8 protein-coding genes are annotated in these 21,164 nt (G+C 64.1%); 4 read left to right on the forward strand and 4 right to left on the reverse strand.

From position 1 onward, the window contains the following. Positions 1-6: 6 nt before the first annotated feature. The 4 genes from NKH37_RS11755 to NKH37_RS11770 form a co-directional block, all read right to left on the reverse strand. A complete protein-coding gene (locus NKH37_RS11755; RefSeq protein WP_023720873.1) occupies positions 7-1,041 on the reverse strand; it encodes an ABC transporter permease in 1,035 nt (344 codons plus the stop codon). Between the two features lie 221 nt (positions 1,042-1,262). After that, positions 1,263-2,915 carry an ABC transporter substrate-binding protein gene (locus NKH37_RS11760; protein ID WP_023720874.1) on the reverse strand — a complete coding sequence of 551 codons (1,653 nt, stop codon included), beginning with the start codon at positions 2,913-2,915 and terminating at the stop codon, positions 1,263-1,265. A gap of 260 nt (positions 2,916-3,175) precedes the next feature. Beyond that, on the reverse strand, positions 3,176-9,226 hold the full coding sequence (locus tag NKH37_RS11765) for a translocation/assembly module TamB domain-containing protein (RefSeq protein ID WP_353041051.1): 6,051 nt from the start codon (positions 9,224-9,226) through the stop codon (positions 3,176-3,178). Further along, on the reverse strand, positions 9,226-11,154 hold the full coding sequence (locus NKH37_RS11770; protein WP_352788499.1) for an autotransporter assembly complex protein TamA: 1,929 nt from the start codon (positions 11,152-11,154) through the stop codon (positions 9,226-9,228). Before NKH37_RS11770 ends, NKH37_RS11765 begins: the two co-directional genes overlap by 1 nt. Before the next feature lie 273 nt (positions 11,155-11,427). Between NKH37_RS11770 and NKH37_RS11775 the strand changes: the two genes are divergently transcribed. The 4 genes from NKH37_RS11775 to NKH37_RS11790 all read left to right on the forward strand — a co-directional run bounded on the left by NKH37_RS11775 (position 11,428) and on the right by NKH37_RS11790 (position 21,157). Continuing rightward, positions 11,428-16,908 carry an alpha-2-macroglobulin family protein gene (locus NKH37_RS11775; RefSeq protein ID WP_352963026.1) on the forward strand — a complete coding sequence of 1,827 codons (5,481 nt, stop codon included), beginning with the start codon at positions 11,428-11,430 and terminating at the stop codon, positions 16,906-16,908. A 163-nt stretch (positions 16,909-17,071) separates the two neighbouring features. Next, complete coding sequence (pbpC, locus tag NKH37_RS11780; protein ID WP_353003406.1) at positions 17,072-19,168, forward strand: penicillin-binding protein 1C; 2,097 nt, start codon at positions 17,072-17,074, stop codon at positions 19,166-19,168. Positions 19,169-19,222: 54 nt separating this feature from the next. Next, positions 19,223-19,909, forward strand: a complete 687-nt coding sequence (locus tag NKH37_RS11785; RefSeq protein ID WP_023720878.1) for a M15 family metallopeptidase — start codon at positions 19,223-19,225, stop codon at positions 19,907-19,909. 219 nt (positions 19,910-20,128) lie between these two features. Beyond that, positions 20,129-21,157, forward strand: a complete 1,029-nt coding sequence (locus NKH37_RS11790) for a sulfate ABC transporter substrate-binding protein (RefSeq protein WP_023720879.1) — start codon at positions 20,129-20,131, stop codon at positions 21,155-21,157. Positions 21,158-21,164 lie beyond the last annotated feature (7 nt).

Consider the following 21,164-nt stretch of genomic DNA (forward strand, 5'->3'; position numbering starts at 1 on the left):
GGTCTCCTATTGAACTCTGATGCGCGGATTGAGGAACGCGTAGCCGACATCGGAGATGAGCTGTGTGATCAGAACGATAAACACCGAGACCAGCGAGCAGCCGAGCAGAAGATCGATGTCGTTGTTGCCGGCCGCCTCGACCAGCGTGTAGCCGAACCCCTGGTAGCGGAACATCACCTCGACGATGACGACGCCGGTGAGCAGCCAGGGGAACTGCAGCATGATGACCGTGAACGGTGCGATCAGCGCGTTGCGCAGAGCGTGCTTTACCACCACGCTGCCGAAGGAGAGGCCCTTCAGCCGGGCGGTTCGGATATATTGCTGCGTCATCACCTCGACCATCGAGGCGCGGGTCATGCGGGCGATGTAGCCGATGCCGTAGATCGCCAGCGTCATCACCGGCAAGGTGAAATTATAGAAGGTGATGCCCTGGCTGGCCGAGGCCGCCGAGCCGTTCAGCACGCCGAGCCAGGAGGCGAAGATGACGGTGAAGATGACGCCCGAAACATATTCGGGCGTCGCCGTCGAGGCGATCGAAGCCACCGACAATGTGCGGTCGGTGCGTGAGCCCTCGCGCATGCCGGCAAGAATGCCGATCAGGAGCGAGACCGGCACCATAACCGCAAGCACGCAGAGCATCAGGATGCCGGTGGCGCTGAGCGCCGGAAAGAGTTTCGAGGCGACCGTCGTCTTGAATTTGGTCGAGCAGCCGAAATCGCCTTGCAGGATGCCGGAAAATGTCGGCACGACCGGATCGTTGCAGAAGGAGAAACGCTGCGCTGGCTTGCCTGTCGCCGGGTCGGTCACCGGCTGCTTGGGCACGACGCCCAGCCATTGTCCGTAGCGGACAAAGAAATTCTGCCGATAGCCATGATTGACCAGCCAAGCCTCGAGCTGCTCGGCCGATGTGTGCATTTCGGTTTGGCTGATCGCGAGCTTCTTCAGATTGGGCCCGAGATTGACCAGGAAGAAGACGATCATCGTCAGGCACAGCATCGTCAATGCCATGGTGCCGAGACGCCTGATAACGAAAGAAAGCATGGCGGTCCCCTGCCGGTCGGGTTGGGGGGTGGAACCGGTTTGCAAGCCGTGCCCTGCCGCCAGCGGCAGAACAAGCCTTCAGACCAGTCCCAGATGCAATACCCTTTTTATTGCAGACCCCGGCCGAAGAGTCCGCAACTTTTTCCTGCGCCGACTTCCGGTCCAAGGACCATGCAACGAGCGAGAGAAAGGGGCCAGACGCCCCTTTCCGGATCGTCCGGTCAGGCCTGGTCGAGCCAGACCTTACCGTAGTCGCGCTCGAAGGTCGGGTGCATCTTGTAGTTCTGCACCGCCTTGACCGAATGGCTGTAGAGCTTGCGCCAATAAGGCTGGATGATAATGCCGGAATCCTGCAGGATCTGCTCGATATCCTTCATCATTTCCTTGCGCTTGGCGGCGTCGGCAACTGCCAGCGCAGCGTTGAGCTTGGCATCCCACTCGGGATTCGACCAAGCCGTCTCGTTCCAGGCTTCACCTGTACGATAGCCGATCGCCAGAACCTGGACGCCGAGCGGCCGCATGTTCCAGTTGGTCATCGACAGCGGATACTTCGTCCAGTCGTTCCAGAAGGTCGAACCCGGCAGCACCGTACGCTTTACCTTGATGCCGGCGTCGCGCATCTGCGCGGCGATCGCATCGCCGGTGTTCTTGTGCCAGTCTTCGTCGACCGTGATCAGCTCGTGCTCGAAATCGGCTTGGCCGGCTTCCGCCATCAGCGCCTTTGCCTTGGCCGGGTCGCGAGCAACCTTCGGCAATTCGTAGTATTCCGGATGGATCGGGGCGACATGGTGGTTCTCGGCAACCGTGCCGGCATTGCCGTAGCCGAGCTGGAGGACGACAGCGTTGTCGACCGCGAGCTGCAGGGCGTTGCGAACCTTCTGGTCGCCGTAAGGCTTGTTGGTCACATTGGTGCGGCAGACGATCGTCGAGGCGGTGACGACCTCGGACTTCGCCAGGTCCATGCCGTCGAGGATCGACACATAGTCGGCCGAGGTTTCGAAATTGGTGTGCACTTCGCCAGCTTCGAAAGCGCTGACCATCGCCGCCGGATCGGTGCCGTAGTCGATGAACTCGATGCCGTCGAGGAAGACCTCGCCATCCCACCACTTGTTGTCTTCACGACGCTTGTAGACCACTTTCTGGCCGACATCGTAAGAGACCAGCTCGAACGGCCCAGTGCCGATCGGGCAGGACTTGAAGTCGCCGCCTTTTTCGTCGAACGTCTTGTGGACGATGAGGCCGGGATAGTCGCACACGTTGGGAATGAGGGCGATATCGGGCTTGCTGAGCGTCAGCTTGATCGTGTGGTCGTCGACCTTGGTCACCGCGCTCTCATCCAGCTTGTCGTCCTTGACCAGCGAACCGAGGCGACCGGGCATAGAATTGCCTTCGGCCTTCTTGTCGGCCCAACGCTTGAGGTTGAAGATGACGTCGTCTGCGGTGAACGGATCGCCGTTGTTCCAGGTGACGCCTTTGCGCACATGCAGCGTGTATTCGGTAGCGTCGTCATTCACGTCCCAGCTCTCCAGCAGATAGGGGCGGAATGTGTATTCGGTGGTATATTTGACCAGCGGCTCGAGCGCCTGACGCTCGGCATTGGCGATTTCCGACCAGTCGGACTTGCGCGGATCCTTCGGATCCTTGATCCACTGCGCGACCTTCAATACGCCGCCTTTCTTGCCCTGGACCTCTTCCGCCTTGGCCGGCGTGGGGTCTGCAAGGCCAAGCATGCCATATGCCATCGCCGTCGACGCACCGAAGACGCTGGCGAGAGCCAGAAATTCGCGACGATCCATCTTGCCTGCCTTGGCGTCTTCGGCCATGGCCAGGATGTGATCGGGAACGCGGTCGCCGTTACTCTTGTAGATCGTCATGACTAACTCCCATTGTTGGCTTTCTGCCTTTTAACATTCCGCATTCGCGCCATGATGTCAAAGACGGCACGGATTGGGAACATGCCAAGGAATGTGCAACTTTGAAAGCAGGGCGGTTCGCGCGATAACGACAGTCTTGGCGCAAATTTGCTACTGCGCCAGGGATTTCGCGCGAAATCTCCACGGACAATTAAACCGGGACATTTGCTGCTGCGCCGCTCGTTCTTCGGGCAACCAACTGTTCTGCGCGAACAGCCGTTTCAATATTCCCGTTCATAGAAAACACCGCCTTTGGCTTCGCCGGCGTCGGTTGCCTCACCACGCAGCTTGACGCCGCGCCCGACGTCGAGATCGACGGTTGCCTTGCCCGAGCCGGGCCTATCGCCCTTCTGGATCGTCACGTAAGTGCGGTCGTTGAGATACTTGCCCGCCGAGACGGCGGTGCCGCCCTCTTCGTCGGTGATTACGTCGAGATCGTCGACGCCGATCGCGCTGCGCAGGTTCTGCAGCAGGGAGGTCGAGCCGCCGACGCCGGCCAGTTGTCCGGCAGCCTCGGCAAGCTGCGCGATCTGCAGCGGCGACAGGTTCGACATCGAACGGCCGAAGATCAGCTGCGCCAGCACCTCGTCCTCCGGCAGCGCGGGTACCGAGGAGAAGGTGAATTTCGGGTTGGTCGCCTCGCCCGACACCACGATGGTCACGGTGGCGCTGGTTGTCTTGGATTGCGCCGTAAGGTTGAGGTAGGGCACCAGAGAGCCCGAGAAGCCGACCGTGCCTTCGGTGAAGGTCAGCCGCTTGGCAAGGATCGTCAGCCGCCCGCGCCGCAAGGTGAAGGTGCCGACCGCCTGGGGTGACGATGCCGGACCGGTCAGCCGCAGCGAACCGCCGAGCTCGGCGTCGACGCCCCTGCCCTGGATGAAGATCTGGCTCGGCGCATTGATCGTGACGTCGAGGTTGAGGCCACTGCCGCCGCCACCGCTGCTTGCAGCGGCCGGGCGCAACGCCTTGTCCTGCGCACGCACGGCTGCCGGCGCATTCTTGTGCTTGACGTTGAGCTCGGCCAGCGAGCCGGGCAGCTTTTCGGGTACGGTGATGACGGTCTTGGCCAGGTTGACGGTACCGGAAATCACCGGCCCGGAGGTGAGCGGTCCCTTGATGGTCAGGTCGCCGCCGAGGTTAGCAGTGACCACCTTGCCGTCGGTATAACGGCCGTCGACCAGTTTGACCGACAGGTCGGCTGGGAAACCCTTAGCCGGATCGATGCCGACAGTGCCGCTGGCCGAAAGGCTGCCACGCGTCGACAGCGTGCCGGTCAGGCGGTTGATCCTGGCCACGCCACCACCGATAGCGACATCGGCGGTGATGTCGTTGATCGCGAGCCCCGAGCGCGCGTCGACCAGGCGGGCGCCTGACGTACGGACCGTGCCTGAGATCACCGGCGACGTCGCCGGGCCGCGCACCTGCACATCGACGTCGGCCGTGCCGCTCAAGGACAGGCCTTGCGCGGCGAGTGTCCTGGTGAGGAAGGCGAACGGCACCTTGCCGGAAAAGTTGAGATCAAGGGTGGGCGCGCCTGATGTCGTCATCGTGCCGCCGCCCTTGAGGCCAAGGCCGGCGGCATCGCTCATGTTGGCGTCGAAGGTCAGTCTGTTGCCCGAATACGTACCTGAAGACGAAACGCCCATGCCGCCGAAACCTGCACCGCGGGTCTGCGACGTCTGAACGCCTGTGGCGTCGATCTTGAAGGCGACGGCCGGATTGGCCGGCGCGCCCGTCACCTTCACCGTGCCCGAGACGGAGCCGGCGGCATCGAGGCCAGGCGAAAAACTGTTGGCTATCGAGATCGGGATGCGGGCCAGCGTCGCGTTGAGGTCGAGCGCCTGCCCAGCCTTGCCCGTGACCGTCGCCGTTCCGCCGCCGAGGTTGAGCACCAGCCTGTCGAGGCTGGTCACTCCATTGGCGATGTTGATGGTCGAGGCCTGGGCGATAGCCGCCTTGATGCCGCGAATGGTCGCCTCGCCGGAGGCAAGTTCGACCGTCGTCGTGCCCTTGACCGCCCTGACCCGGCCGCCGGCCTTCAGCGGAATATCCTTCACGGTGGCGCCACCGGAGAAACCGGTCCATTCGCCGTCGCGCTTGAGATCGACGTCGACACCACGGATAACCGTGCCGCCGGAAGTGACGCTGTCGGCACGGATTTTTCCGGAGATCACCGGTGCCGCCAGGTAGTTGGCGATCAGCGCATCGATGGTCACGGCCTTGGCCGAGACATCGCCGCGCGAGATCGAGCCCGTCGTCGCCTTGATGGCGACCTGCGGCACGGCGCCAGCCTTGGAGAAGGCGATCGTGCCGCGCACATCGCCATCGGCCTTTTCCAGTGCCAGGGCAGCAAGCGGACCGATATCGGGCAGGTCCAGTGCTACCGTACCGACCGGCACGAAGGCATCGTCGAGCGCCAGGTCGCCGGAAATACGGTTCTTGCCCAGCGACAGCAAAAGCCCGTTGATGGCGCGTTTGCCGTCCGATGTCGCCAGCACGGCACTACCCTGCAACGACTGGCCCGCGACATTTCCGGTGAGTTGTACATTCGCCGCCGGGTTGGTGGCATCAGCCTTGCCGGTGGCGGTGAGCTTCAGTCCGGTGATCTCACGCGCCGCCACCGAAAGCCTATCGCTGTTGACAGTCAGCGACAGATCCGGCGCGGTGCTGGCGCCTTGCGCATTCAGCGCGAAAGAAATAGCGCCTTTGGCATCCTTGGATAGCAGCGAGACGTCGCCCAGCGCGCCTTTGACGTCGGCGCTCAGCTTGTTATCGGCAAGGCTCGCCTGCCCGTCTGCGGTCAGCGCGCCTGATGACAGCCTGATCGCGTTGGCGGTGACATTGCCGTTGGCGTCCCGCTTCAGCGCGGCACTGAGTTGCGTCCGCTCGGCGAGCATGCCACGCGCCGCCACCGGCAGCGCCGCCGACGCGGCGTCCGCCTTGAGATTTAGATCGATGGCGCCGTCGGCCAGCGAGACCCGCCCGTTGAAGCCGCTGTTCAACGCGTCGCTGGTCACGGTGCCGCTATCGATGATGACAGCGTCGGCGGCAAGGCTGCCGGCAACTTTGGCAGTGACCTTGCCGGCGATCAGCGGCGCGACGGTCGGATTGTCGAGGCCGATTTTTTCGGCGATCACCGAGCCGGAGATCGGCCCGCTCCGGGCTTTCACGTCGAAGCGGTCGGAGTGCAGCGCAAGCGTGATGCCCTCGATCTTAGCTAGATTGGTGGCGGCCGATGGCAGTGTCGCGGAGATGTCGAGCTTCGGCTGGGTGCCCTGCCCGGCCGCCTTTAGCGACAGCGTCTGCAGCTCGAGCTTGATCGGGCTCTCCTTGCTGCCGAGCGAAAGCGGCAGGCTCGGGCCGGTGGATGCGAGGTCGAGCGAGAAATCGCTGGCACCGTTCGGATTGATGGTGCCGGCTGCTTTGCCGGAGATTTTCTCGCCGGCAAGCGTCGCATGCTCGATGGCGACGCCGCTGGCCGACGAGAAACGGCCAGCCGCATCGAGATTGAGCGGCCCGAGCCCGGCCCGCCGGGTCTGGCTGGTTTCGCCGCCGCTGAGCCGGGCGTTGAAGCGAATGTCTGGGGCAGCCGACGATCCCGTGACTTGCGCGGTGCCGCTGAGCGTGCCCGCGGCATCGAGGCCCGGTGAAAAATCATTGGCAAGTGCTGCCGGCACCGCCGACAAGGTGGCAGCGAGATCGAGCGTCTGGCCAGCCGTACCCGACACGGCAACCGAACCACCGCCGACACCGAGCGCCAGTTTCTCTATGCTCACCATGCCATTGGCGATTGTCAGCGCCGATGGCTGCGCGACCGCTGCCTTGATGCCGCGGATGGTCGCCTCGCCGGAGGCAAGCTCTATGCTGGTGATGCCGTTCGCAACCCTGACCCGCCCGGCCGCGCTGGCCGGAATGCCGGCGACCGTGGCGCCGCCGCTAAAGCCGGTCCAGTCGCCATCGCGCTTCAGGTCGACGTCGATGCCGCTGATCACCGTGGTTCCGGAGGTGATCGTGTCGGCCTTGATCTTGCCGGAGATCGCCGGGGCTTTGAGATAATTGGCGACCAGAGCGTTGACGGCGATTGTCTTCGCCGCCAGTTCGCCGCGCGAAATCGCGGCGCTCGTCGCATCGATCGCGACCGTCGGCGCACCATTGTCATTCGCGAAACGGATCGTGCCACGCACGTCGCCGGCTACCGTTTGGCCGGCAAGTCTGGCCAGCGGAGCAATATCCGCGGCATCGAGGTTCAACGTGCCGAGCGGCAGCAGGTTGTCGTCGAGCCCGAGGTCGCCGGAGACCTTGTTGTCGGCCAGTGAGACGGCAAGTCCATTGATGGAGCGCTTGCCGTCGGTGGTGACCAGCGATGCCTTGAGGTCGAGCGGCTGGTCGTCGACCGAGCCGGTCAGCGAGACATCGGCGGCAGGGCTGGCAATGTCGGCCTTGCCGCTCGCGCTCAACTTGATCTGCTTCACCGCATGGCCGGACGCCGTCAGGCTGTCGCTGTTGGCCGAAACCGAGAAATCCGGTGCGCTGCGCGCGCCGCTTGCCGTCAGCGCGAAACCGACGGCGCCGCCGACCTTCGCGCCGACCAGCGGCGACAGTACCGACACGTCGCCGAGCGTGCCCTTGATATCGGCCCGGATATCGGTGCCTTGCGCACTGGCGGTGCCGCTGGCACTAAGCGTACCGGAGGTGAGCTGCAATGCGTTGGCGGCGAACGCACCGTCCGGGTCGCGTGTCGCGGTTGCGGAAAACTGCACACGCTCGCCGAGAACCGAGCTGATCTGCGGCGGCAGCGCCGCCGAAGCCGCGTCGGCATTCATCTTGAGCGTCATCGACAGATCGGCCAGCGCCACAGTGGCCGTCACGGACGCATTGAGCGCGTCGCTGCGCAGCGTGCCTTGGTCGACAACGACCTGGTCCTTGCTGACCGAGCCGGCGAGACCGGCGCTGACCCTTCCCGTTATCAGCGGCGCCAATGTCGCAACGTCGGTGTTCAGGCCGGCCGCCGTCAGCTTGATGGTGACGGGCCCGCTACGGTTCTGGATGTCGAAGCCATCAGAATGCACTTGCCCGATCAGGTCGTCCACCCGCGTGCCGCCCGCCACCACGGAGACCAGCGACGCGCCGATATCCACCATCGGCGCCTTGCCATCGCCGAAAGCGCGGGCCGTGGCGTCCTTGATCGCCACGGTTATCGGCTGTGCCTCGCTGCCGAGGCTAAGCACGATCGGCGGTCCTTTCGCGGCGAGTTTCACAGAAAGATCGCTGACGCCGTTCGGATCGACAATGCCGGCGGCGGTCGCGTGCACGGCGCCGCTGTCGATATTGGCGCGCTCGACATCGACGCCGCCGGCCGCGGTCGCTGTGCCGGCGAGGTCGAAGCTGGTCTTGCCGGCAAACAGCGGTTTCAGGGTTTCGGGCAGGAAGCGCTCGAATTCGCCATCGCCGTTGGCCTCGACATAATGACCCTTGTCGGTGAGCTGATGGCGACCGGTCAGTTGAGTGACGATCCGGCCGTCGACAACGAAGGTCCCAATACCATTCCAGTTGGCGAGCGGTCCTGTGCCGGAAACGACAATGTCGACTGGCGGCGTGCCCGGCAGCTTGAGCAGGTTGGCGATGATGCCGCCGGCCGGCTCGGATGCCTTGAGGTCGAGGTCGAGCTTGTTGTCGGCCGGCGCGAAATGGGCTTTGGCGTCGACTGTGCCTTGCTTGCCGTCGTGGCGAACGATGTTGAGATTGGTCTCGATAGCCAGCGGCGAGGCATCCGCCTTGAGCGCTCCCTTGGCTGCCAGCTCGGCGACACCGCTGCCGGCCAGAGCCTGCCCGAGTGCGATTTCGGGAAGGTCGAGCTGCTTGACGTCGATGGAAACCGGCAGCGTGGTCGCCCCGCTTTGGCTCGGCTGTGTGCTGGCCACCGGCAGCCGTGCCAACTCGACCCGTTCGGCCCCAATGCGATCGGCGTTGAAGCTCTTCGACAGGAGTGCCAGCGGCGACCAGTCGACGGCCACCTTGCGCGCCACCATCCAGGCGCCTTCGCGATCCTCCAGAACGACATGATCGACCCTCAGCGCGCCCGACCAGATACCGTCGATGCCGACGACAGTGACCTTGCGATCGCCGGTCGAGGCCATGGTCGAGATGATGCCGGCAAGGTTTTCGCGACCGCGCTCGGTTTTGGTCAGCACGACGAGCGCCCCCACCGCCGCTGCCACGACGATGAGCAGCGTGTAGAAAAGGATACGAAGGATGCGCCTGAATATTGCCATCAGAATGCCTGGCCGATGCCGGCATAAATGCCGAAATGAGGATCGTCGGGGCCGCGGTTGAGCGGCACTGCCGCGTCGATCCGCAGCGGCCCGAACGCCGTCAGATAGCGCAAGCCTACACCCGCGCCGACCTTCATGTCCGAAAAATCGGGGACCTGCCTGGTGGACACCGTGCCGGCATCGACGAACGGCACGACGCCGATCTTGTCGGTGACGGCGATGCGCATCTCGACCGAGGTCTCGAAGAAGGAAAGCCCGCCGATCGGCTCTCCGTTGCTGTCCTTCGGGCCGATGCCCTGATAGGCATAGCCGCGCACCGAGCCGCCGCCGCCGGAGTAGAAGCGGCGGTCGGCCGGAACATCCTGAAGACCGGCGCCGATGATCGAGCCGATGGCGACACGTTCGGCGAAAACGAATTTCGAGGCCGAATCGAGCGACTGGTAGGCCGACCCCTCGCCCTTCAGCTTGACGAACGCAGCCCCGCTCAAAATGTCGTAGCTCGGCTCGGCATAGGCCAGCACCCTGAAGCCCCTGGTCGGATTGAGCTTGCTGTCGCGATTATCGTAGACATATTGCAGCGGAATGCTGGCGATCAGATAGGTGTGCTTGCCGAAAGCGTCGTGGATCCTGGAATAGTCAAGCGCGACTTGCGCGGAAACCGTCTGCTTCTTGTCGAGTTCGTAGGACAGGCCGGTGCTGCCCTTGACCGAGAAATGGTCGTAGGCGTCGGGGTGCTCCAGCACGGTGTTGACACTGGCAATGAATTTCGACGCCGGCCCGACCACGCCCGGCTTTTCGAACATGACGCCGGCATTGTAATTGAGCTGGGTCAAGTCGTTGCTGCCGATGCCGCTGATCTTGCCGTCGATGCGCAGCTTTTCGGCGCGGCCAAACAGATTGCGGTGGCCCCAATAGCCTTCGAGGCCCAGCCCTTCGGTGTTTGAGAAGCTGCCGCCAATGCCGAAATAGCGCGGCTTACGTTCGCTTACCTGGACACCGATCGGGATGTTGCCCTCGACGTCGAGGGCGTCGGCTTCCTTCACCGTCACGCTGTTGAAGACCTCGAGCCCGAGCAGCCGGTCGCGCGCATCGTCGATCTCATCGGGCGAATATTGGCGGCCGCGCTTCAGGCCGGTCATATATTCGGTGAAGTCGCGGTCGACCTTTTCGGTGCCCTCGACAGTGGTGTCGCCATAGCCGGCGACCGGCCCGGCCGCGACGGTGAGCGTCACGTCGAGCGTCGACCCGGCGTGCTCGGCGACGATCTCGCGGCCCGTCACCTTGGCCAACGGCCTGCCTTCTTGCTTGAGTGCCCGCACGATCGCCGCCTCGGCCTTGAGCACGGCGCCCGAACCGGCGTCACCGCCGGCGATCAGGCCGAAATCGGCACTTGCCAGCCCCGCTGCATCGCCTTTCAGTCTGATGTTGCCAAGCGTGAATTTCGGCCCGGCTGCTATGCTTATCACCACCGGAATCGGCTGCGGGCCGGAAAACTCGGCATCGGGCGGCAGATCGTCGAGCGGCTTGCCCTGAATAGTGATGGTGACGACACCCTCGTAGCGCGCGTCCGCGTAGAGCGCGGCGACAAGTTGCTCACGGTCGCTGCGCGCCTTGGCCAAAAGACCCAGCGAACCTGATACCGGGTGTTCCTCGTCGGCTTTCAGCGCCGAGGCGTTTTCGAGCTTCTCGGCGAGATCCTCGTCGGCGTCGGGCGCTTCTATCGTCACGGCATAGCGCAGTGGGTCGACGATGTCGGCATCTTCGTCCTTTGACGACCCCCAGAGCTTGATGCCGAAAATCTCGAAGGCTGCCGCACTTCCGGTTTCGGCAACAAGTGCCGTCGAGCACAACAAAGCGAAAAGCAGGGCGCGCGAAAGCGCGCGCTGTGGCGCGGTTCCTCCCGACATCTGCCTTTCATACGCCGGCATTATGCTCCTAGCCTAGCTCGCAAACCTAAAATTGGAATGAAGTTCTGAAGCACTCGTAAAGGGGCCACAATCCAATTGCTGAAATAGACAGGGCTTGGAACTCACACCTTCTGCGTCGCCGCAAGAAAGCGTGATCCCCTGTCCTATGGAGCTACTACCGGTCACCGACCGGAAAGCAAACCGTTGGCAGGCGGATCCTGCCGCGTCCTGATGTTGACAAGCGCGACTGAAGCTTGAAGATTTCTGGACGTAAGCACTTGTCTGGAGGGGTTTATGGCAATGCGCGCGGCTCGTGGTCTATCGATTCTTTTCCTTCTCTTTTTCGCCTGGAGTGGTGTCGCGCAAGCGGCCGAAGCCCGGCGGGTGGTGACATCGGATAATTCCGACTATTTTGGTTTCGATCTCAGATCCGACCAGAATGTCAGCCTCGATCAGTGCAAGACCACCTGCCTCGGCGACCCGGCCTGCCGTGCCTTCACCTACAACCTCAAGGCCAAATGGTGCTTCCTTAAATCCGATTACAACTCGTTGAAACCCTTCGGCGGCGCCGTCGCCGGCAAGGTCGTCAACATCGATGGCGATCCCGACATCGGCGCGCCACCCGAACTCGCCTTCTTCCCCAACTGGATGGCCGACCAGGCCCAGCAATACCGCAACAAGCTCACCGGCCCGACCTATACCAAGCCGACAGAGGGGCTGACGGCGCTGAGGGCCGCCGCCGAACAGTCGGCGCTGACGGGCGATCATCGCTCGGCCATGCACAAATACGAAGCGGCGGTTTCGGTGCTGCCGGACGATGGCCAGCTCTGGCTCGAGCTGGCGCGCGAAACGCTTGCCGTCCATCCGACCGCCAACAGTTCGGAGCCGTCGACCCTACCGGCGAACGCCACTTCCGCCGCCTTCAACGCCTACAAATTGCTGCGCACCACCAAGACGCGCGCCGACGTGCTGGCGCTGCTCGGCGACGGCCTTGACCGCCGCGACCTCTACAGGCCGGCCCTGCAGGCCTACGAGGCGAGCCTCGCTTTGGTCAATTCGCCGGCGGTCAGGGCCGCCTATCAGGATCTCAAGGCCCGCAAGGGCTTCCGCGTCATCGATCATACCGTCGATGCCGACACCAGCGCGCCGCGTATCTGCGCGCAGTTCTCCGAGGAGTTGGTCAAGACCGGCGTCGATTATTCCCAGTTCGTCACCGTCGACAACGCCGCTCCCAAGGGCGTCGAAGCCAAGGACAAGCAGATCTGCGTCGAAGGGCTCGAGCACGGCCAGCATTATGACGTGACCTTCCGCGCCGGCCTGCCGGCCGCCATTGGCGAGGTCACCGCGGCACCGGTGGTACTGTCGATCTACGTGCAGGACCGCGCGCCTTCGGCCCGCTTCACCGGCGACAGCTTCGTGCTGCCCGCCGGCGCACGCCGCGGCATACCGGTCGTCACCGTCAACATGAATGCCGCCGAAATGAAGCTCTTCCGCATCGGCGACCGCTCGCTGGCCCAGCTTCTGTCGGGGTATCAGTTCCTGCGCCAACTTGACGGCTACGACATTTCGAACATCTCCGAACAGATGGGCGAGCCGGTCTGGCAAGGCCAGCTCGACATCGCCAACGACCTCAACAAGGAAGTCACCACCTCCTTCCCCATCGACGAGGCGTTGCCGAAGCGCAAGCCCGGCGTCTATGTGCTGACCGCACAAGCCGTCAACGATCGCAGCGACGACTATGATTCGCACGCCACGCAATGGTTCGTCGTCTCCGACATCGGCCTGTCGACCTATACCGGACAGGATGGGCTGAACGTCTTTGCCCGTTCGCTCGCAACCGCCAAGCCGATTGCCCGCGCCGAGCTGACGCTGCTGGCCAGGAACAACGAGATCCTTGGCACCGCGACCACCGACGCGGAAGGGCGGGCGGTGTTCAATCCCGGCCTGACGCGCGGCGACAGCGGCATGGCACCGGCGGTGCTGATGGCCAAGCAGGGCGACGACGACTTCGTCTTCCTCGATATGGGCCGCGCCGGGTTCGACCTGTCCGACCGCGGCGTCGCCGGACGTGCGGCGCCGGGCGCGCTCGACGTCTATGCCTGGACCGAGCGCGGCATCTACCGCGCCGGCGAGGACGTCCACGTCTCGGCTCTTGCCCGCGACAGTGCCGCCAAGGCGGTCGAGAACCTGCCGCTCACCTTCATCTTCTCGCGGCCCGACGGCGTCGAGGACCGCCGCATCGTCAGCGACGGAGCATCGGCCGGCGGCCACGCCGTCGACCTGCCGCTGGAACCCAACGCCATGCGCGGCACCTGGACAGTGGCGATCCACACCGATCCCAAGCAGGCGGCGGTTGCCAGCCAGATGTTCCTGGTCGAGGACTTCGTCCCGGATCGCATCGAGTTCGACCTGTCCGCCGACAAGCAGGAGATCGCCCAGGGCGAGACCGCCAACATCACCGTCGACGGCCGCTTTCTCTATGGCGCGCCGGCCGCGGGCCTCGCGCTCGAAGGCGAATTGACGCTGTCGACCGCCCGCGACTGGGACCGCTTCAAAGGCTATTCCTTCGGTCTGGCCGACGAACAGTCGGCCGAACCAACGGTGACGCCCTTCACCGGCCTGCCGGTGGTCGGCGACGACGGCAAGGCGACCTTCCCGGTTTCCGTCGATCAATTGCCATCCACCACCAAGCTGGTCGATGCCAAGGTCACGGTCCGGTTGCGCGAGACCGGCGGCCGTGCGATCGAGCGCTCGCTGAATATCGGCATCCGCCCGCAGGGCCACATGATCGGCATCCGCCCCGATTTCGACGGCGACGAGGTGCCGCAAGGCGGCACGGCCAAGTTCAGCCTGATCGCCGTCGACCCCGACGGCAAGCGTGAGGCGCTCAAGGGTGCGCAGTGGTCGCTGGTCAAGGTCGAGCGCAGCTACCAGTGGTACCGCTCGAGCAATTCCTGGAACTATGAGCCGGTCATCTTCACCAAGGCGGTGGCCAACGGCCAGGTCGACCTGAGCGCCGATGGCGAGGCTACCATGTCGCTGCCGGTCGACTGGGGCCGCTACCGGCTCGATATCGAGACAGCCGATCCGGAAGGCCCGGCGACCAGCTATGAGTTCGACGCCGGCTGGTATGTCAGCTCGACGACCACCGAAACGCCTGACGGGCTCGAGATAGCGCTCGACAAGGACACCTATGCGGCGGGCGAAGTAGCCAAGCTCAAAGTGTCGCCGCACTTTGCCGGCGAATTGCTCGTCACCATCGGCGCCGACAAGCTCTTGAGGACGGTCACCGCCAGCGTGCCGGCCGGCGGCAGCACCGTCGACATCCCGGTCGGCGACGATTGGGGTGCCGGCGCCTACGTCACGGCAACGCTGTTCAGGCCGGGCGATGCGCAAGAGACGCGCATGCCGGCGCGCGCCATCGGCGTCAAATGGCTGAAGCTCGATCCCGGCTCGCGGAAGCTTGCCGTCAGCTTGGCGCCGCCGGACAAGACCATGCCGCGCCAGCAGCTGTCGATCCCGGTCGCCGTCGCCGGCGTGCAGCCCGGCACCAACGCCTATGTCATGGTCGCGGCCGTCGACGTCGGCATCCTCAACCTGACCAACTACAAGGTACCGGATCCGGAGAACTGGTTCTTCGGCCAGCGCATGCTCGGTCTCGAGGTTCGCGACATCTATGGCCGGCTGATCGACGGCTCGCTGGGCACGACCGGCAAGCTGCGCACTGGCGGCGATGGCGCCAACATGCAGTCGCAAGGCAGTCCGCCGACCGAAAAGCTGGTCGCCTTCTTCTCCGGCCCGGTCCAGCTCGACGCCGACGGCAAGGCGCGGATCGACTTCGACATACCACAGTTCAACGGCACCGTGCGCGTCATGGCCGTCGCCTGGACCAAGGAAGCGGTCGGCCATGCCCAGTCAGACGTCATCGTGCGCGATCCGGTGGTGATCACCGCCGGCCTGCCGCGCTTCCTGGCGCCCGGCGATTCCGCCGTCATGCGGCTCGACGTCGCCGACACCGATGGCCCCGCTGGCGACTACAAGCTGACCATCGACACGACGGGCGACCTGTCTACCGGCAGTGCCGCCTTGCCTGAAAAGCTGACGCTGGCCAAAGGCAAGCGGCAGACACTGACCGTGCCGTTGATTGCGCAGACCGCGGGCAACGCCTCGATCACCATCAAGCTTGCGCATGCCGATGGCACCGCCGTCGAGCAGACGCTCTATGTGCCGGTGCGCCCGGCGCAACTGCCGGTGACCACCCGCATGGTCGTCGACCTCAAGGGCAATGGCGGCGCGCTGCGCGTCGACAAGGAACTGTTGGCGGCAAGCCTGCTCGATGGCGCTTCGGTGAGCGTCGGCGTTTCGCAGTCAGCTGCCTTCGATGTGCCGTCGCTGCTGATGACGCTCGACCGCTATCCCTATGGTTGCGCTGAGCAGACCACCAGCCGCGCCATGCCGCTTCTATACGTCAACGAGATGGCTTCCGGCATCGGCATGGCCAGCGACCCCGATCTGCATGGCCGCGTCCAGGACGCCATCTACAAGGTGCTGAGCTACCAGGCCTCGGCCGGCAGCTTCGGTCTGTGGGGTCCGGGTTCCGGCGATCTGTGGCTCGACGCCTATGTCACCGATTTCCTGACCCGGGCGCGCGAGCAGAAATACGACGTGCCGGCCCTGGCGATGAACCAAGCGCTGAGCAATCTGCAGAACGCGATCGGCTACGACCAGGACGTCCAGGATCGCGGCAGTGAGATCGCTTATGCGCTCTATGTGCTTGCCCGCAACAAGAAGGCCTCGGTCGGCGATCTGCGTTATTACGCCGACACCCAGCTCGAAGCCTTTACCAGCCCGATGGCCGTCGCCCAACTGGCGGCCTCTCTCGCGCTCTACGGTGACACGCAGCGCTCGGAGGCAACCTTCCAGGCCGCGTTGCAACTGGCCAAGTCGACGCCGGAATATGACTATTACCGGTCCGACTATGGCTCGCCGCTGCGTGACGGTGCGGCGATCCTGGCGCTTGCCGCGGAAAGCAAGCCGGTGCCGACCATCGTGCCGGCGCTGATCCAGCTGGTGACCAGGGAACGCGCCGACGCCAGGTGGACCAGCACCCAGGACGAGTCCTGGATGCTGCTGGCGGCCCGCGCGCTGAAGGCCGGCAATGATTCGATCGCGCTGACCGTCAACGGCGCACCGCATGCCGGCGGCTATTCGGACCAGATCGCCGGTGGCGAACTGGCCGACAGTCCGCTGACCATCGTCAACACCGGCAGAAATCCGCTGCAGGCGGTCGTCACCACCGTGGCCTCGCCGATCCAGCCTCTGCCGGCCGGCGGCAACGGCTTTACCATCAGCCGTACCTACTACAAGCTCGACGGCACAGAGGCCAACGTGACGGAGGTCAAGCAGAACGAACGCTATGTCGTCGTGCTCAAGGTTTACGAGCAGAACACCTGGCCTTCGCGGCTGCTGATCACCGACCTGTTGCCGGCCGGCTTCGAGATCGACAATCCGGGCCTGGTCTCCAGCGCCCAATTGACGAACTTCTCCTGGCTGGCGCAGACCGATGCTGCCCATCTCGAATTCCGCAACGACCGTTTCGTCGCGGCCTTCAATCCGAACGACGGCGACGGCGACCGCAACATCACGCTCGCCTACGTCGTGCGCGCGGTGACGCCGGGCATCTACGCCCACCCGGCGGCAACGATCGAGGACATGTACCGGCCGCAATATTCGGCCCGCACCGCCACCGGCATGATGGAGGTCAAGGCGCCGTAACGATGGAGAGGGACGCAGACCGGTTGACTGCAGGTAACGACGTGATGCCGCGCCGCCCCTCACCCTTACCCTCTCCCCGTGAAGGACGGGGAGAGGGGGTCGCCAGCGTTGCGGCCATTCACCTTCTCCCCGTCCTCCACGGGGAGAAGGTGCCGGCAGGCGGATGAGGGGCGGCGCCGTGCTCTCCAAAAGATTCCTCCGCCGAGCGGCCATTGCGGGCATTTCCTTCGCCGCAATCACCGCTGTCGCCCTCTGGCAGCTCGACCGCGCTTTTCCGCCGCCGCTGCCGGCTGCGCTGACGGTCTCGACCGAGGTGCAGGACCGTGACGGCCAGCTGTTGCGGGCCTTCGCCACGCCGGATGGCTATTGGCGGCTTGCGACCAACCTGGACCAGGTCGACAACCAGTTCGTCGACATGCTGGTCACCTATGAGGACAAGCGCTTCTGGGATCATCAAGGCGTCGACGTGCTGGCACTGGCGCGTGCGGCCGGACAGTTCGCGACCAGCGGCCATATCGTCTCCGGTGGTTCGACGCTCTCGATGCAGCTCGCCCGGCTGATCGAACCGCGCGACAGCCGCAGCCTCGGCTCGAAGATCAAACAGATGCTGCGCGCCGTCCAGATAGAACGGCGGCTGTCCAAGCGCGAGATCCTCGAACGCTACCTGACGCTGGCGCCCTATGGCGGCAATCTCGAAGGCGTGCGCGCCGCTTCGCTCGCCTATTTCGGCAAGGCGCCGAAGCGGCTGACGGTCTCTGAGGCGGCCCTGCTCGTCGCTTTGCCGCAATTGCCGGAAAAGCGACGCCCTGACCGCAACCTCGAAGTCGCTCATGCCGCCCGCGACCGCGTGCTGACCCGCATGGTGTCGGCAGGCCTGCTCGGCGAACGCGAGGCCGCGCGAGCCGCGCTCGACGATGTGTCGGGGCTGCGGCGGACCTTGCCGGCGCTCGCTGCTCATGCTGCCTATGCAATGCTGCCCAAGGCCATTCCCGGCCAGAAGCTGCAACTAACGATCCGCAAGAGTGTCCAGGAAGGGCTGGAGCAGGTGGCCAAGGATGCCGCCGCCAAGCTCGGCCCTCGCCTCTCGGTGGCCATGGTGCTGGCCGATGCCCGCACCGGCGATATTCTTGGCGAGGTCGGCTCTGCCGATTTCTTCGATGCCAGCCGTTCGGGCTGGATCGACATGACCAAGGTGGTTCGCTCGCCTGGCTCGACGCTGAAGCCGTTCATCTACGGCCTCGCCTTCGAGCAAGGCCTGGTGGCGCAGGAGATGCTGATTGAGGACAGCCCGGCCGATTTCTCCGGTTACCGGCCGAAGAACTTCGACATGGGCTATCAGGGCGATGTCAGCATCAGGCAGGCGCTGCAATTGTCGCTCAACGTGCCGGCGATCCGCGTGCTCGACGCGGTCGGCCCGGCCCGGCTGATGGCGCGCTTTCGCCAGGCAGGCGTGATGCCGATACTGCCCGTCAACGAAGCGCCTGGCCTGGCGATCGGCCTCGGTGGCGTCGGAGTGACGCTGCGCGACCTCGTCCAACTCTATGCCGGCCTTGCCAATGGCGGCAAGGCACACACGCTGCATGACGGCACGGAGCCGGCGAACACCGAACGCTCGACCACCACCATCCTCGATGGTCAGGCGAATTGGCAGATCACGGACATCCTGTCGGGCGTCAAGCCGCCCCAGGGTGCCGCCCAACGCGGCATCGCCTACAAGACCGGCACCTCCTACGGCTATCGCGACGCCTGGTCGGTCGGCTTCGACGGCCGTTATGTGCTCGGCGTCTGGGTCGGCCGCCCCGATGCCGGCGCGGTGCCCGGTCTGTCCGGCTATGTCTCGGCCGCGCCCATTCTGTTCGAAGGCTTTGTCCGTTCCAGCCTAGCCGCCGTGCCGCTGCCAAGCCAACCGTCCGGCGTCCGCCGGCCAAAGCGTGAAGAATTGCCGGTGACGCTGACGCGCTTCGGCGCCGGCGTCGACGGCCTGGTGCAGGCGACGCCGACCGAACCTGCACCAACCATCGTCTTTCCGCCTGACGGCGCCCGTGTCGATCTCGGCACTTCCTCGGCCGACGCCTCGCCGCTGGTGCTCAAGCTGCAAGGCGGCCGCGCACCGTTCCGCTGGCTGGCCAACGGCAAGCCGCTGGTCGGCATCGACCGGCGGCGCACCGCGACCTGGCAGCCGGACGGCGCCGGCTATTCCACCCTGACCGTAATCGATGCGGCGGGGCGCGCGGCCAGTGTGAAGGTTTTTGTCGAGTGAAAGTTTCCCTTGAATAGTTTCCGGCAGGTGATTCAGCGGATTGGGTTTTACGCCTTGCTTTCGGCCGCCGGTATTTCCTCGGCCTCTGCTGACGCCCTCCCCGCCGGCTTTGTTCGGCTGGCCGACATCGATCCCGGTATCCGGCAGGATATCCGCTATGCCGGCCTCGAAAACTTCCTGCATCGCAAGGTAAGCGGTTACGATGCGCCGGTATGCGTCCTCACCAGCCAAGCGGCGCAAGCGCTTTCCGCAGTGCAGAAAGCGATTGCTGCCGGAGGGCTGACGCTGGTCGTGTTCGACTGCTACCGCCCTGCGCGTGCTGTCTCCGACATGGGTGACTGGACAAAAACGAGCGGACCACCGGACCCGCAATGGTACCCAAAGGTCAAGCGCAAGGATCTCATCGCCAAGGGCTATATCGGCGAACTGTCCACCCATTCGCGCGGATCGACGGTCGATGTCGCCATCACGCGAGCGGACCGCAAGAGCGCTCCGAAACCGGCCTGCGGCGCGACCGATGCCGACACGCTGGATTTCGGCACCGGTTTCGACTGTTTCGATCCGACGAGCGAAACGGCTCACCGACCGATCGCCAGTGAAGCGGCGGCAAACCGCAAAAAACTTGTCGAGGCGATGCGCGCCGGCGGCTTCAAGAATTACGCACGCGAATGGTGGCACTTCACGCTGGAAAACGAGCCGTTTCCAAGAGAGCGCTTCAACTTTCCCGTCACCGCCGAATAGTCCGCCAAAACCTCGTTCGGACGCGACGCCGCCATTGCCGAAGAGCTAGCCGTCTCTAGATAATCGCGTCGGGAGCGCAGGTCCCGTGCAAGGGAAAATAGTTCCTCCCATCGCCGAAAGTAGGCGAAAAATTGCTTCAATAGGCCAAAAAAGGCAACATTGAATGCATCTAAATTCTATCAATTCGGTAGATTTGGCGCGAGTTCAACGGAGGCGGAAATGACCAAACCTCATTTCAGGAAACTGCTCGGCGCACTGGTCGCCACATCGGTCCAGTTCGGCACGCTCGGTTTCGCGTTTGCCGACACCACCATTCTCAACGTGTCCTATGACCCGACGCGTGAGCTCTACAAGCAATTCGATGAGGCCTTTGTCGCCCACTGGAAGGCCGAGACAGGCGAGACGGTGACCATCCAGCAGTCGCATGGCGGATCCGGCGCCCAGGCGCGCGCCGTGATCGACGGGCTCGACGCCGACGTGGTGACGCTGGCGCTCGAAGGCGATATCAACGCCATTGTCTCGAAAACGAAGAAGATCAATCCCGACTGGCGGACGAAATTCGAAAACAATTCGGCGCCTTACACCTCGACCATCATCTTCCTCGTCCGCAAGGGAAACCCCAAGGGCATTCATGATTGGGGCGATCTGGTCAAGGATGACGTCCAGGTGATCACGCCCAATCCGAAGACCTCCGGCGGCGCGCGCTGGAATTATCTTGCCGCCTGGGCCTATGCCAGCGCCAAGGATGGCGGCGACGAGGCCAAGACCAAGGGATTCGTTGGCAATCTCTATGCGCATGTCCCGGTTCTCGACACCGGTGCGCGCGGCGCCACCGTGACCTTTGCGCAAAAAGGGCTAGGCGACGTGCTGCTCGCCTGGGAAAACGAGGCCTATCTGGCGCTCGACGAGTTCGGCGCTGACAATTTCGATATCGTCTACCCGCCGACCTCGATCCTGGCCGAGCCGCCGGTCGCAGTGGTCGACGCCAATGTCGACGCCAAAGGCACACGCAAAGTTGCCGAAGCCTATCTGAGCTACCTCTATTCCAAGGAAGGCCAGACGATCATCGCCAAGAACCATTATCGCCCTTCGAAGCCCGACCTGGTGCCGGCGGAGGACCTGGCCAAGCAGCCTGAGATCAAGCTGGTCACCATCGACGACCCACTTTTTGGCGGCTGGAAGAAGGCACAGCCTTATCATTTCGGCGACGGTGGTATATTCGACCAGATCTATAAGCCGGCCCAGTAGCATTTAG

The sequence above is a fragment of the Mesorhizobium sp. M1217 genome, from assembly GCF_040318275.1.
In the GTDB taxonomy this organism is placed as follows: Bacteria; Pseudomonadota; Alphaproteobacteria; order Rhizobiales; family Rhizobiaceae; genus Mesorhizobium.

Coding starts and splice junctions, on each gene's coding strand:
- NKH37_RS11755 (WP_023720873.1), bottom strand. CDS start 1,041: ATGCTTTCTTTCGTTATCAGGCGTCTCGGCACCATGGCATTGACGATG.
- NKH37_RS11760 (WP_023720874.1), bottom strand. CDS start 2,915: ATGACGATCTACAAGAGTAACGGCGACCGCGTTCCCGATCACATCCTG.
- NKH37_RS11765 (WP_353041051.1), bottom strand. CDS start 9,226: ATGGCAATATTCAGGCGCATCCTTCGTATCCTTTTCTACACGCTGCTC.
- NKH37_RS11770 (WP_352788499.1), bottom strand. CDS start 11,154: ATGCCGGCGTATGAAAGGCAGATGTCGGGAGGAACCGCGCCACAGCGC.
- NKH37_RS11775 (WP_352963026.1), top strand. CDS start 11,428: ATGGCAATGCGCGCGGCTCGTGGTCTATCGATTCTTTTCCTTCTCTTT.
- pbpC (WP_353003406.1), top strand. CDS start 17,072: ATGAGGGGCGGCGCCGTGCTCTCCAAAAGATTCCTCCGCCGAGCGGCC.
- NKH37_RS11790 (WP_023720879.1), top strand. CDS start 20,129: ATGACCAAACCTCATTTCAGGAAACTGCTCGGCGCACTGGTCGCCACA.